Annotated in this window: 12 protein-coding genes; 9 read left to right on the top strand and 3 right to left on the bottom strand. The window is 69.7% G+C overall.

Translation table 11 applies throughout. The features are described from left to right. The first annotated feature begins 274 nt into the window (after positions 1-274). Both hutU and CHC08_RS15670 read left to right on the top strand, forming a co-directional pair. The gene (hutU, locus tag CHC08_RS15665) at positions 275-1,960 is read left to right on the top strand and encodes a urocanate hydratase (RefSeq protein ID WP_089208013.1); all 1,686 of its coding nucleotides are present in this window, start codon (positions 275-277) and stop codon (positions 1,958-1,960) included. 91 nt (positions 1,961-2,051) lie between these two features. Then, on the top strand, positions 2,052-2,876 hold the full coding sequence (locus CHC08_RS15670; RefSeq protein ID WP_089208014.1) for a MurR/RpiR family transcriptional regulator: 825 nt from the start codon (positions 2,052-2,054) through the stop codon (positions 2,874-2,876). Positions 2,877-2,929: 53 nt separating this feature from the next. On the opposite strand, the gene CHC08_RS15675 is transcribed toward CHC08_RS15670, so the two are convergent. Together CHC08_RS15675 and CHC08_RS15680 are read right to left on the bottom strand one after the other, a co-directional pair. Beyond that, positions 2,930-3,694 carry an ABC transporter permease gene (locus CHC08_RS15675; RefSeq protein WP_089208015.1) on the bottom strand — a complete coding sequence of 255 codons (765 nt, stop codon included), beginning with the start codon at positions 3,692-3,694 and terminating at the stop codon, positions 2,930-2,932. 34 nt (positions 3,695-3,728) lie between these two features. Then, entirely contained in the window at positions 3,729-4,688 is a 960-nt protein-coding gene (locus CHC08_RS15680) for an ATP-binding cassette domain-containing protein (RefSeq protein WP_089208016.1), read from the bottom strand. A 445-nt stretch (positions 4,689-5,133) separates the two neighbouring features. On the opposite strand from CHC08_RS15680, the gene CHC08_RS15685 reads away from it, so the two are divergent. The 5 genes from CHC08_RS15685 (at position 5,134) to CHC08_RS15705 (ending at position 11,077) form a co-directional block, all read left to right on the top strand. Then, complete coding sequence (locus CHC08_RS15685) at positions 5,134-5,820, top strand: SDR family oxidoreductase (protein WP_089208124.1); 687 nt, start codon at positions 5,134-5,136, stop codon at positions 5,818-5,820. Between the two features lie 288 nt (positions 5,821-6,108). Beyond that, on the top strand, positions 6,109-7,272 hold the full coding sequence (locus tag CHC08_RS15690) for an allantoate amidohydrolase (RefSeq protein ID WP_089208125.1): 1,164 nt from the start codon (positions 6,109-6,111) through the stop codon (positions 7,270-7,272). After that, positions 7,260-8,633 carry a formimidoylglutamate deiminase gene (locus tag CHC08_RS15695; protein ID WP_089208017.1) on the top strand — a complete coding sequence of 458 codons (1,374 nt, stop codon included), beginning with the start codon at positions 7,260-7,262 and terminating at the stop codon, positions 8,631-8,633. Before CHC08_RS15690 ends, CHC08_RS15695 begins: the two co-directional genes overlap by 13 nt. Before the next feature lie 88 nt (positions 8,634-8,721). Continuing rightward, positions 8,722-9,891, top strand: coding sequence for an imidazolonepropionase (gene hutI, locus CHC08_RS15700; RefSeq protein ID WP_089208018.1), 1,170 nt, complete (start codon positions 8,722-8,724; stop codon positions 9,889-9,891). Between the two features lie 247 nt (positions 9,892-10,138). Beyond that, complete coding sequence (locus CHC08_RS15705) at positions 10,139-11,077, top strand: sigma-70 family RNA polymerase sigma factor (RefSeq protein WP_089208019.1); 939 nt, start codon at positions 10,139-10,141, stop codon at positions 11,075-11,077. A 156-nt stretch (positions 11,078-11,233) separates the two neighbouring features. On the opposite strand, the gene CHC08_RS15710 is transcribed toward CHC08_RS15705, so the two are convergent. Further along, on the bottom strand, positions 11,234-12,163 hold the full coding sequence (locus CHC08_RS15710; RefSeq protein WP_089208020.1) for an ABC transporter substrate-binding protein: 930 nt from the start codon (positions 12,161-12,163) through the stop codon (positions 11,234-11,236). Between the two features lie 264 nt (positions 12,164-12,427). Between CHC08_RS15710 and CHC08_RS15715 the strand changes: the two genes are divergently transcribed. Both CHC08_RS15715 and CHC08_RS15720 read left to right on the top strand, forming a co-directional pair. Then, positions 12,428-13,741, top strand: a complete 1,314-nt coding sequence (locus CHC08_RS15715; RefSeq protein ID WP_089208021.1) for an ammonium transporter — start codon at positions 12,428-12,430, stop codon at positions 13,739-13,741. Continuing rightward, complete coding sequence (locus CHC08_RS15720) at positions 13,738-14,076, top strand: P-II family nitrogen regulator (protein ID WP_089208022.1); 339 nt, start codon at positions 13,738-13,740, stop codon at positions 14,074-14,076. Before CHC08_RS15715 ends, CHC08_RS15720 begins: the two co-directional genes overlap by 4 nt.

The following is a 14,076-nucleotide window of genomic DNA, read 5'->3' on the forward strand; positions in this document are numbered from 1 at the left end:
GCCTGTGCGGAGCCTCTCCTTCGCGTGAGGGCGTCCATCGGACGCTTGCCGAGCTCGACCCCCGGACTCGTCCGTGCGGGACGAGTGTGGGGCGATGATCGTGACGGCGACCAGGGGTCGGGGGCATTTCAGGGTACGTCGCCCTGAGTGCCCCCTTCCTCTGAGTCGATCTGACCTGTGGTTCTTGGTCTGATCTCTGTCCGCCGGGTTGACCTGTGGCCTTCGAGTGACAAATATGAATGCGTTCATTCAGGTCTGATGGGGAGGCTCGGCGATGACCGGCAGCCGGATCGTGCGCGCGCCGCGCGGCACCACGCTCACCGCGAAGGGGTGGCCACAGGAGGCCGCGCTTCGCATGATCCAGAACAACCTGGACCCCGAGGTGGCCGAGCATCCGGAGGAGCTCGTCGTCTACGGCGGTTCGGGCAAGGCCGCACGCGACTGGCGTTCCTTCGACGCGATCACCCGCACCCTGACCACGCTGGAGGGTGACGAGACGCTGCTGGTGCAGTCCGGCCGCCCCGTCGGGGTGTTCCGCACGCACGAGTGGGCGCCGCGGGTGCTCATCGCCAACTCCAACCTGGTGCCCGACTGGGCGAACTGGGAGGAGTTCCGCCGTCTGGAAGCCGCGGGCCTGACCATGTACGGGCAGATGACGGCCGGGTCCTGGATCTACATCGGCACCCAGGGCATCCTGCAGGGAACCTACGAGACCTTCGTGGCCGTCGCCGCCAAGCTCGCCGCCAGGAAACCCCTCCACCGCGCCGGCTCGTCGGCCGACCTCTCCGGGACGATCACGCTGACCGCCGGGCTCGGCGGCATGGGCGGCGCCCAGCCGCTGGCCGTGACCATGAACGGCGGCGTGGTCATCTGCATCGACTGCGACCCGAGGTCGATCGACCGGCGGATCGAGCACCGTTACCTGGACGTGAAGGCCAAGGACCTCGACGAGGCGCTGCGCCTCGCCTACGAGGCCCGTGACCAGGGCAGGCCGCTGAGCATCGGCGTCGAGGCCAACGCGGCCGAGGCCGTTCCCGAGTTGCTCCGCAGGGGCGCCGAGATCGACATCGTCACCGACCAGACGTCGGCGCACGATCCGCTCATGTACTTGCCGGCCGGCATGGCCTTCGCGGACATGGCCGCCGAGCGGGAGAAGGACCCGGCCGCCTTCACGCGGAGGGCGCGCGAGTCCATGGCCAGGCACGTCGAGGCCATGGTCGGCTTCCAGGACGCGGGCGCCGAGGTCTTCGACTACGGCAACTCGATCCGGGGCGAGGCGCAGCTCGCAGGCTACGCCCGGGCCTTTGACTTCCCCGGCTTCGTGCCCGCCTACATCCGGCCGCTGTTCTGCGAGGGCAAGGGCCCGTTCCGCTGGGCGGCGCTGTCCGGATCCGCCCAGGACATCGCCAAGACCGACCGGGCGATCCTGGAGCTGTTCCCGGACAACGAACCGCTGACCAGATGGATCCGGATGGCCCAGGAGAAGGTCCACTTCCAGGGACTGCCCGCGCGGATCTGCTGGCTCGGGTACGGCGAGCGCCACCTGGCGGGGGAGCGCTTCAACGACATGGTGGCCTCCGGCGAGATCGAGGCCCCGCTGGTGATCGGCCGCGACCACCTCGACTGCGGCAGCGTCGCGAGCCCGTACCGGGAGACCGAGGCCATGGCCGACGGCTCCGACGCGATCGCCGACTGGCCGCTGCTCAACGCCATGCTCAACGTGGCCTCCGGAGCCGCCTGGGTCTCCATCCACCACGGCGGCGGCGTCGGCATCGGCCGTTCCATCCACGCCGGCCAGGTCACCGTCGCCGACGGCACGAAACTCAGCGCCGAGAAGCTCAACCGGGTCCTCACCAACGACCCCGGCATGGGAGTGATCCGCCACGTCGACGCCGGTTACGACGACGCCGTCACGGTCGCGGAGGAGCGCGACGTCCGTATTCCGATGCGCGAATCCTGAGAACGCGGCCTGCCTCGGGCCCCGTCCCGGTGTATGAACGACATGGGGCCCGGGGGGGAATGCTCGGGGGCGTCGAGCGGTTGGAGGGGGCGTGGGGGACGGACTCGATCAACTTCTGGAGGGTCGGCGGCTGTCGCCCGTGCAGCGGCGGATCGCGCGTTACCTCGGAGACCATCTGGCCGAGGCCATCTTCCTGTCCAGCGTGGAGCTGGCCGAGCGGGCCGGGGTGAGCCAGCCGTCGGTGACCAGGTTCGCCATGGTGCTCGGGTTCGCGGGATACCCGGAGCTCAGGCAGGCGCTGCGGCCCTTTGTCGTGGGCGGGCGGAGCTCGTCGCGGGCCAACGACCTGCAGACCGCGATCGACGTGGAGATCGAGAACCTGCGGAGCGTACGGCAGGGACTGGCCGATCCCTCGACCATCGTGGAGCTGGGCACCACGCTGGCCGGGTGCGAGCCCCTGCCGGTGCTGGGGCTGCGGGTGTCGAGCGGGCTGGCCACCACGTTCGCCTACTTCGCCCGCCGGATCCATCCCGACGTCCGCCTGCTGACCCACGGCGGCTCCGAGCTCGCGGACGGACTGCACGCCGCGCGCAGGGCGGGAGCGGGCTGGCTGATCGCGGTGATCCTGCCGCGCTACCCGGCCGAGGCCGTACAGGCCCTCAAGAGCGCCCGCGAGATGGGTCTGCGGATCGCGGTGATCACCGATCGGTGTGACGTGCCGTTCGAGGCCGACGTGATCCTGGACGCCCCGGTCGGCGAGCGGCTGGTGTTCGACTCGCACGCGGCGCCGCTCGCCCTGGCCATGGTGCTGGTGGAGGCCATGGCGGACGCGGCGCCGCTGCGGACGCGGGCCCGGCTGGAGGAGTACGAACGGATGACCGACCAGGCGGGGGTCTTCACCGGCCAGCTCGACTGACCCGCCTGCCCCTGACCCCGCCTGCCCCTGACGTGCCTGCTCCTGCGGGTCGTTCAGCCCGCGATGCGCTTCATCGAGCGCACCGCCCAGCCGAGGGAGAGCACGGCCAGCACGAGGAAAAGGCCGAAGGCCAGCGGGATCGAGCCGTCGGAGAAGTTGTCGGCGAACAGCGCCCGGCCGGCCTCGACCGAGTAGTAGAGGGGGTTGAACCTGGCCGCCGTCTGCATCCAGTCGGGTCCGAGCGAGATCGGCAGCATCATGCCCGCGAGCAGCATCAGCGGCAGCGTGAAGAGCTGCACGACCTGCGACATGCCGCCCTCGTCGCGGATGGACAGGGCCAGGCCGTAGGAGAGGCTGGAGGCGAAGAGGCCGGTCGCTGCCATCAGCAGCAGCATGAGGAGCACCGCCGGCAGGCTCAGCCGCAGGCCCATCAGCACGGCCACACCCATCACCAGGATCGCCTGGAGGATGAGCACGATCATGTCCTTGAGCACGCGGCCGAGGATGATCGCCGGTCGCCACGCCGGGCTGACCGCCAGCCGCTCCAGCACGCCGTTACGGGTCTCGTTGATCATGGAGAAACCGGTGAACAGCGAACCGAACAGGGCGACCATCATCATCACACCGGGGGTGAAGACCAGCAGCGCGTTGGCGAGCGTCCCGCCGGAGGGTTTCCCGCCGATGGGCAGGCCGGTCAGCAGGGGAGCGAACAGCAGGAGATAGAGGATGGGCTGCATGAGACCGAACAGCGGCCATACCGGGTTGCGACGGACATTTCCCAGCTCGTAGCCCAGAAACAGCATGGTGTGTCGAAACATGGGGGGTTCCTAACGGGGTCAGACGGCCGGGAGGTCAGGCGGCGTCGCGGAGGGAGCGGCCGGTGTGCCGCAGGAAGACGTCGTCGAGCGTGGCCCGGTCGAGGGAGATGGACCGGATCGCCAGGCCACCGGCCTCCAGGGCGCGGAGCAGCGCGGGCAGGTTGTGCTCGCCGTCGTCGAGGTAGGCGCGCAGGGCGTCGCCCTCCGCCTGGGTCTCCTTGATGTACGGCTGCGCGGACAGAAGCTCCTGGGCGGCGGCCTGGTCGTCGATCCGGAGCGTGACGACGTCGCCCGCGACCTCCTTCTTGAGCTCCCCGGGGGTGCCCTCGGCGACGATCAGGCCGTGGTCGATGATGACCAGCCGGTCGCACAACGCGTCGGCCTCGTCCAGGTAGTGGGTGGTCAGCAGCACGCTGGTGCCCTGGTCGCGAAGGGCGCGGACCTCGTCCCACAGGTTGGCGCGGTTCTGCGGGTCCAGGCCGGTGGTGGGCTCGTCCAGGAAGATCAGCGGTGGCCGGTTCACCAGGCCGATGGCCAGCGCGAACCGCCGCTTCTGACCACCGGAGAGCGTCTTCGCCGGGCGGTTCGCGATCTCGGTCAGGCTGAAGGTCTCCAGCAGTTCGTCCGCGCGGACGAGCGCCTGCTTACGGGAGAGCCCGGTGATCCGCGCGGCCAGGAGCAGGCTCTCGCGGCCCGGGGCGTTGTCGTCCACGCCCCCGGCCTGGCTGACATAGCCGATCTTCTCCCGGACCTTGCCCGCCTCGTTCACCACGTCGTGCCCGGCCACCCGTGCGGTCCCGGAGGTGGGGGCGGTGAAGGTGGCGAGCATGCGGACGGTGGTCGTCTTGCCGGCGCCGTTCGGGCCCAGGCAGGCGAAGACCTCGCCCTCGTCGACGGCCAGGTCGATGCCCCGGACCGCCTCGACCTCCTCGGTCCTGCCCCGCCCGCGTTTGGCGGTGAAGGTCTTGCGCAGGCCGTGCGCTTCGATGATCATGATTCTCCGTTTCGGGGGGAGTTCCGGGTGCCGGAAGGCCTGTTCGGGGAAGTGCCGGGAGCCGGAAGCGCTCGGGAGGCTCCGAGGATCAGGGGGAGGCCTGGAAGGTGCGTTTCCGGGGTTGGAAGGGGACGTGCTCGGGGAGGGGCGAGGGGCTCCGGAGAGAGACTAGGACTCTCCTCCGCTGGAAACTCAACTGGTTTTTCAGGGGAGCTCGCCGTTCCTGACCTCTCCACGGCCTCGTCGAGCCAGGTCAGCCGGGCCTGAAGTCGGCGCCGCCGGGAGTTCCTGGAGGACGGCGAGTGGTACCGGTGCGTGATCCTGGAGGCCGCGGCCGAGGAGGTCCGGATCCAGCCGAGCGATCACCGTTACCCGCACAACGTTTACGCCCTCACCCTGGAGCGCCCCGGGCCTGCGACATTCCGCCCCGAGTAAGGTGGCCCGCATGTCTGAACGACCGACCGCGCTGGTCACCGGAGCCTCCAGAGGGGTCGGGGCCGCGATCGCGCACGCCCTGGCCCCGACACACGACCTACTGCTCGGCGGCCGGGACGCCGAAGGGCTGGCCAAGGTGTGCGACGGCCTGCCGGGCGCCCGGCCGTGGCCGGTGGAGCTCACCTCCGTCACCGAGGCCGACGTCGCCGGGATCGACCGGCTCGACGTGCTGGTGCACAGCGCGGGAGTGATGGCCCTGGGGCGGATCGAGGAGACCCCGGCCGAGGTCTGGCGGCGCACGATGGAGATCAACGTGATCGCGGTGGCCGAGTTGACCCGGCTGCTGCTGCCCGCGCTGCGCGCGGCGCACGGTCAGGTCGTGTTGATCAACTCGGGGTCGGGGCAGCGGTCCAACCCCGGCTGGGCCTCGTATTCGGCGAGCAAGTTCGCGCTGCGCTCCTTCGCCGACGCGCTCCGGGCGGAGGAGCCGAGCCTCCGGGTGACCACCGTCTACCCGGGGCGGACCGCCACCGACATGCAGCGCGAGGTCCGGGCCCAGGAGGGCGGGGCCTACGAGCCGGAGAAGTATCTGAACCCGGACTCGGTGGCCCGGGCGGCGCTGGCGGCCCTGACGGCCTCCCGGGACGCCCACGTCACCGAGATCACCGTCCGCCCGTCGGGCGGGCCGGTGAGCTGAGAGCCGGGGTGGCCGGGGAGAGCTCGGGTCGGTGGATTGGGAGCCCAGGCAGCCGAGGAGAGACCGGGGCGTGGGTTGAGAGGTCGACCGGCGGGGAAGAGGCCGGGCCGGTGGGTCGAGAGCCTAGGCAGTCGGGGGAGACCGGGCTGGTGGATTGAGAGACCGGCCCGGCCGACGGGAGAGTCCGGGGGCACGGTGACCCGGACTCTCGCCGTTCTCTGAGATTTTTCGCGCGCGCGGTTCGCCAATGAATGATCCCATTCACATAATGGGAGGGTGTTCGACGAGATGTGGGGTGCCATCGAGCACCTCGGACGTGACGACCGGACCCGGGGCTACCTGCGTGACGCGTGGTCGCCCGCCGATCTGGAGCTCAGGCAGTGGTTCCGCCAGGAGGCCGCCGGGCGCGGTCTCGATCTGCGTGAGGACCGCAACGGCAACCTGTGGGCCTGGTGGGGGGACCCGTCGGAGCGGCCGGGTGTGGTCACGGGCAGCCACCTCGACTCGGTGCGGCAGGGCGGCGCCTTCGACGGCCCCCTCGGCGTCGTGTCGGCCTTCGCCGCCCTCGACGTGCTGCGGGCCCGCGGCTTCGAGCCCGGCCGCCCCCTGGGGATCGCCTGTTTCACCGACGAGGAGGGCGCCAGATTCGGCGTTCCGTGCATGGGGTCCCGGCTGCTCACCGGAGTGCTCGACCCGGACAGGGCCCGTGGCCTGACCGACGACGAGGGCGACTCGCTGGCGGAGGTGCTGCGCGGGGCCGGGCGTGACCCGGGTGAGCTGGGCCGCGACCCCGAGACCCTGGGACACGTCGGCGTATTCCTGGAGCTTCACGTCGAACAGGGGCAGGACCTGGTCCACCGGGACGCGCCGGTCGGGGTGGCCTCGGCCATCTGGCCGCACGGCCGCTGGCGGTTCGACTTCCGCGGCCAGGCCAACCACGCGGGCACCACGCGTCTGGAAGACCGCGACGACCCGATGCTGCCCTTCGCCCGGACCGTGCTGCGGGCCCGCGAGGCCGCCGAGCGGGGCGGAGTGGTGGCCACCTTCGGCAAGTTCCGCGTGTCGCCTAACAACGCCAATGCCGTTCCCGGCCTGGTCAGCGCCTGGCTGGACGCCAGAGGCGGCGAGGAGGCCGCGGTCAGGGCGCTGGTCGCCGAGCTGGTCGAGTTCTCCGGCGCCGAGGTCAGCGCGGAGTCGTGGACCCCGGTCGTCGACTTCGACGTGGTCCTGCGGGAGCGGATCGCCGCAGCCGTCGGGGGCGCCCCCATCCTGGCGACCGGAGCCGGACACGACGCCGGGATCCTCGCGTCCGCGGGCGTGCCCAGCGCGATGGTGTTCGTTCGCAATCCGACGGGCATCTCACACTCTCCGGATGAATACGCCGAGACGGCCGACTGCCATGCGGGGGTCACCGCCCTCGCCACCGCCCTGGAGGACCTGTGCGGGAGCTGAGCTACTGGTGCGAGCTGGCCTGGCTGCCGCCGGGCGAGGTCGTGGCGGGAGTGCTCGTCAGGATCGAGGGCTCCCGGATCGCCGAGGTCACCCTCGGCGTGACCCATCCCCCCGCGGGAGCCGTCCGGCTCGGCGGGCTGACCGTCCCCGGCCTGGCCAACGCGCACTCCCACGCCTTCCATCGCGCCCTGCGCGGGGTGACGCAGCGGGAGAAGGGCAGCTTCTGGACCTGGCGCGAGCAGATGTACGGCGTCGCCACGACGCTGGATCCCGACTCCTATCTCAAGCTCGCCAGGGCCACGTTCGCGGAGATGGTGCTGGCGGGGATCACCTGCGTCGGGGAGTTCCACTATCTTCACCACACCCCGGGCGGCACGCCGTACGACGACCCGAACGCCATGGGTCACGCGCTCGTCCAGGCCGCGCGGGAGGCGGGTCTGCGGATCGCGCTGCTGGACGCCTGTTACCTGACCGGCGGCGTCGGCACCCCGCTGAGCGGTGTCCAGCTGCGGTTCGGCGACGGGGACGCCGACAGGTGGGCGATGCGGACGGAGTCGCTCACGAAGTGTTATCGCAGCGCGCGGGACGTGGAGATCGGCGTGGCCATTCACTCGGTCCGCGCGGTCCCCGCCGAGCAGATGCACCTGGTCGCGGAGTTCTCCCAGCGTCACGCGGTCCCGCTGCACGCCCATGTGTCCGAGCAGCGGGCGGAGAACACCGCCTGCGTGGAGAGGTACGCCGCCAGCCCGGTCCAGCTGCTGAGCGAGTACGGCGCGCTGGGTCCCCGCTCGACCGCCGTGCACGCCACGCACCTGTCCGACGTGGACATCGCGCTGCTCGGCGGCTGCCGTACCCACGTGTGCATGTGCCCGACGACCGAGCGTGACCTCGCCGACGGCATCGGCCCGGCCAGGGCGCTGTTCAACATGGGCTCGCCGATCACGCTCGGCTCCGACAGCCACGCGGTCATCGATCTGTTCGAGGAGGCCCGCGCGGTCGAGCTGGACGAGCGGCTGGCCACCGAGCGGCGCGGTCACTGGTCGGCCGCCGAGCTCCTGGCGGCCGCCACCGTGGCGGGGCACGCCTCGCTCGGCTTCCCCGACGCGGGCATGCTCCTCGCGGGCGCCTGGGCCGACCTGGTGTCGGTGCGCCTGGACTCGGTCCGTACGGCGGGAGCGTCCCAGGCGGACGCGCCCGAAGTCGTGATCTTCGCCGCGACGGCCGCCGACGTGCACTCGGTGGTGTCGAGCGGCCGTCAGGTGGTCGCCGACGGCCGCCACGTCCTCGGCGACGTGGGCGCCATGCTCGGCGAGGCGATCGCCGAGGCGCGGGGTCCGGGAAGGGACAACGGGGAAGGGTAAGAGCGCTGCGGAGTGAGCAGGCCGGTTCGGAGACGACGCCGGCCTGGTGGCGGACAGGAGCGGTCGACGGCGGGGAACGGTAGGCGGGATGAGGAGCGGTGAACGACCTGTGAGCACTCTTTTCGATCAAATCGGTCTGCTCTACACCGGTGATCCGGGACGGGAGGAGATCGAGAACGCGGCCCTGGTGGTCGACGGCGGCCGGGTGGTGTGGGTCGGACCCGCCGGTGGCGCCCCCGACGCCGACGAGCGGGTGGACGTGGATGGCCGATGCGTCATCCCGGGGTTCGTGGACAGCCATGCCCACCTCGTCTTCGCCGGAGACCGCACCGCCGAGTTCGCCGCCCGCATGTCGGGAGCGTCCTACACGGCCGGCGGCATCCGCACCACGGTCGCGGCCACCCGCGCCGCCACCGACGTCCGGCTCGCGGCGCGAACGGCCGCCCTGGTCGCCGAGATGCAGGCCCAGGGCACCACCACGGTCGAGATCAAGAGTGGCTACGGCCTCACGGTCGAGGACGAGCGCCGCTGCCTGGAGATCGCCCAGGCGTTCACCGAGGAGACCACCTACCTGGGCGCGCACGTCGTGCCGCCGGACGCGTCCTCGGCCGACGACTACGTCCGCACGGTGACCGGGGAGATGCTGGAGGCCTGCGCGCCGTACGCCAAATGGATCGACGTGTTCTGCGAGCGCGGCGCGTTCGACGCCGACCAGACCAGGGAGATCCTGCTCGCGGGGACGAAGGCGGGACTGCTGCCCAGGATCCACGCCAACCAGCTCGGCAACGGCCCCGGCGTGCGGATCGCCGCCGAGGTGGGCGCGGCCTCCGCCGACCACTGCACCCACCTGACCGCCGAGGACGTCTGGGCGCTGTCGTCGTCGGGGGTGGTGGCCACCCTGCTGCCCGGCGCGGAGTTCTCCACCCGCTCGCCGTACCCGGACGCCCGGCGCCTGCTGGACGCCGGGGTGACGGTCGCGCTGGCCACCGACTGCAACCCCGGTTCGTCCTTCACCTCCTCCATGCCGTTCTGCGTGGCGCTGGCGGTGCGGGAGATGCGGATGACGCCGCTGGAGGCGATCAGGGCCGCCACGTACGGCGGAGCCAGGGCGCTGCGCCGCGGTGACATCGGCACGCTGCGGGTGGGATCCAGGGGCGATCTGGTGATTCTCGACGCCCCGGCCTACGTCCATCTCGCCTACCGGCCGGGGGTACCGCTGGTGGCGCAGGTCTGGAAGGAAGGCCGCCGCCTGGTCTGAGCCTGTATCCGACCCCGCTCGGCCTGCGTTTAGGCCACCGCGATCGGGGAAAGTCGCGGGCTTTGTGACGGTACGGTCGAAGGCATCCTCCTTGAGGAGGAATCCGAAACCGTTCTCCAGGCGTACTTCTTGAGGGAATCTTTGCTCTGGCCCGTCCGTTGAATAGTCAAGCGGCATGTTCGTGCATGTAAGGGGCCATTGGCAGCGTGCGGATATGCCATAAGCAGGCGGAGCGAGGTGCCATCGGATGGCAAGGCCGACGGGGAATCGGACGCAGGACCAGCACGTCTCTGATCGAGACCTGCTCGGGACTTATCTGGCAGAAATCGGGCGTGTGCCTCTGCTCACCGCAGAGGAAGAGGTCGAACTCGCCAAGCGGATCGAGGCAGGTCTCTTCGCGGAACAGTTGCTGGACGGCGGGTTGGCGGAGCCGCGGGTCGCGGATGCCGCCGATGAGGAGCTTGAACGACTGGCCATTTCAGGACAGCGGGCCAAAGATGAATTCATCGAGGCCAATCTACGTCTTGTGGTGGCGGTCGCGCGCAAATATTCCGGGCGGGGAATGCCGCTCATCGATCTGGTCCAGGAGGGGAACCTGGGCCTGGTCCGCGCCGTTGAGAAGTTCGACTACCGGCGTGGTTACAAGTTCTCCACGTATGCGACCTGGTGGATCCGCCAGTCGGTGGGCCGCGCGATTCACGAGCAGGCCCGGCCGGTTCGCCTGCCCACCCACGCGGGTGAGCAGATGACCAGGTTGATGCGGGTCCGCCGCGACATGCTGGCCGAGCTCGACCAGGAGCCGACGGACGCCGACCTGGCCGCGGTGCTCGAACTGCCGATCGAGCGGGTCCGCGAGCTGCGCCGCTGGGCCTCCGACCCCGTCTCCCTCCAGCTCGGCGTGGGTGACGAGGACGAGACCGAGCTCGGCGACATGATCGCCGACGACACGTGGGCAAATCCGGAGCAGCAGGCCATGGACACCCTGGAGCGCGAGCGCCTGGAGGAGTGGCTGATCGAGCTGGAGGGACAGACCCGCGAGATGCTTCGCTGGCGCTACGGCCTGATGGACGGGCGGGAGCACACGTTGACCGAGGTGGGCGAGCGCTACGGCATCGGCCGTGACCGCGCCCGCCGCATCGAGCGCGACGCCCTGGCCCGGCTGCGGAAGATGGCCACGGCCGCCTGAGGCGGCTCATCGATCGGGTATGGCCCGCGCGGGCCATACCCGATCGCCGGTCGGCGGCGCTCCGCGCTTCTTTCGAAACGGCGATCCGCCCTGAACGGGCCCGTGGTGATCGCTTCGGCCGCACGGAGCCCACCGGGCGGTTTCCCGCCCCACGACCTACGACTTGGCGTATTTCTCCAGGTCGTCGAGGATCTTTCCGGCGGCGGTGACGCCGATGCCGGTCATCCAGGTCTCGTCGTTCACGTTGTGGACCTTGCCGGCCTTGACCACCGGCAGGTTCTTCCAGAGCGGGCCCGCGATGACCGAGGCCTGGGTCTGCGCCGCCTGGTCGCCGAAGGCGGTGTAGAAGAGCACGTCGCCGTCGGCCTGGGCGAGGTTCTCCTGGCTCAGCTCACCGAAGCGCTTGTCCTCGACGTCGGGCAGCATCTGCGGTGCGGGGCGGCCGAAACCGGCGTCGCCGACGACGATGCCGCTGAACGACTCGGGGCCGTACATCCGGATCGGGCCGGGCATGAAGCGTACGATGCTCACCTTGACCGCGTCGGAGCCGCCCAGAGCCCGCGCCCGGGCCTCGTAGTCGGCGAGAAGCTTCTCCCCCTGCGCCTTCTTCCCCAGAGCGTCGGCGTCGAGCAGGAAGTTCTCCTTCCAGGTGATCCCGACCCGGTCGGTGAAAACGGTCGGTGCGATCTGGCTGAGCTTGGCGTACAGCGGTTCCTGCCGGAACTTCGAGCCGAGGATCAGGTCCGGCTTGAGCGCGGTGATGGCCTCGAGGTTGGGTTCCTGGATGGTGCCGACCACCTTGACGGCGTCAAGCGCGGGTCCCAGGTATTTCGGCCAGGTCTGGTTCGCGCCCGCCTGCGTCGCGCCGACCGGGGTGAGGCCCAGGGAGGCCAGGCTGTCGAGTTTGTCGGTGTCCAGCACGATGACCCGCTTGGGCGATTCGGGCACCTTGGTCTCGCCCATCGCGTGCTTGATCGTGCGGGTCGGGCCCTCGGCGGCCTGATCATCGCCGGAGGAGCCACAGGCGGAGACGGCGAGGACGGACAGCACGACGGCGGCCGCGACCCTGGCTATGCGGATGGTCATGGGGGTCCCCTCGATTTCTTAGGCAAGGCATGCCTAAGCCTAGTTGTGGTCATCTCCAGGTCAAGACGGGACCTGTCCGAAACACCGGCGAAACACGATGGGACCGAGATTCACAGATGTGAAACACGCAGAGTCACGACCTGAAACGGCGGAAGAACACGCTTTGGCGCAACGTCAGTGCGCGGCCGGTCGATGGAGCCCAGGAAGCGATCACTGCGCCTGTGAAATCGGCCACACGCCATTTGTAAGGGAGGGTCGCGTCGAATGAAGATCGATAGCGGCACCACTGCCTGGATGCTCACAGCCACCGCACTGGTGTTGCTGATGACACCTGGCCTTGCGTTCTTCTATGGGGGCATGACCAGGGCCAAGAGTGTCCTGAACATGATGATGATGTCGTTCGTCAGCATCATCACCGTCACTATCGCCTGGGTTATCTACGGGCACTCTCTGACTTTCACCGACAACGGCAGCGAGCTTGTCAACAAGTTCGTCGGCGGCTTCAGCGCCCTTGGACTGCAGAGCCTGGTCGAAACGGCCACCAAGGACGACGGCACCGGCATGCCGAGCCTCGTCTTCTCGGCCTTCCAGCTGACCTTTGCGATCATCACCGTCGCGCTGATCAGCGGTGCCATCGCCGACCGGGCGAAGTTCGGCGCCTGGGTGCTGTTCAGCGCCGTCTGGGTGACCATCGTCTACTTCCCCGTCGCCCACTGGGTCTGGGGTAACGGCTGGTTGTTCAACCTTGGCATCGAGGACTTCGCCGGCGGCACGGTGGTCCACATCAACGCGGGAGCGGCGGCACTCGCCCTCGCGCTTGTGCTCGGCAAACGCGCAGGGTGGCGCAAGGAGCCGATGCGACCGCACAACCTGACCCTGGTACTGCTCGGCGCCGGTCTGCTGTGGTTCGGCTGGTTCGGCTTCAACGCCGGCTCCGAGCTCGCCGTGGACGGGACCGCCGGACTCGCGTTCATGAACACCCAGATCGCCACCGCGGTCGCCGCCGGTGCGTGGCTCGTGGTCGAGAAGCTGCGCGACGGCCACGCCACCAGCCTCGGCGTCGCCTCCGGCGCCGTCGCCGGTCTGGTCGCGATCACCCCCGCCTGTGGTTTCGTCGACCCCTGGGCGGCCATGGTCATCGGCCTGCTGGCCGGTGCGATCTGCGCCTACGCCGTGGGCCTGAAGTACAAGCTCGGCTACGACGACTCGCTCGACGTGGTCGGCGTTCACCTGGTCGGCGGTGTGATCGGCGCGGTCTCCCTCGGTTTCCTCGCCGCCTACCCCTTCCTCGACCAGCAGAGCACCGGCCTGTTCTACGGCGGTGGTCTGAAGCAGCTGGGCCTGCAGGTTCTCGGCCCGGTCGCGGTCGGCGCCTACTCCTTCATCCTGACCTGGATCATCGCCAAGATCATTGACAAGGTGATGGGCTTCCGGATCGGGGCCGAGGAAGAGATCACCGGCGTCGACATCACCTCCCACGCCGAGACCGGTTACGACCTCGGCACCATCCACTCCTCGGGCGTGGCCGCCGTCAACGGTCCGGTTCCCGCCCCGGCGTCTAAGAAGGTGGACGCATGAGACTCATCACCGCGATCATCAAGCCGTTCAAGCTCGATGACGTGAAGGCGGCCCTGGAGCAGTTCGGGATCAAGGGCATGACGGTCAGCGAGGCCAGCGGATACGGCCGCCAGCGCGGTCACACCGAGGTCTACCGGGGCGCCGAGTACCAGGTGGACCTGGTGCCCAAGGTCCGCGTCGAGGTGCTCGCCGAAGAGGAGGACGCCGACGATGTCATCGACGTCATCGTCAAGGCCGCGCAGACCGGCAAGATCGGTGACGGCAAGGTCTGGTCCGTTCCCGTGGAAACCGTGATCCGGGTCCGCACCGGCGAGCGCGGACCTGAGGCGCTTTAA

Origin of the sequence: Streptosporangium subroseum (genome assembly GCF_900188345.1) — a bacterium.
In the GTDB taxonomy this organism is placed as follows: domain Bacteria; phylum Actinomycetota; class Actinomycetes; order Streptosporangiales; family Streptosporangiaceae; genus Streptosporangium; species Streptosporangium subroseum.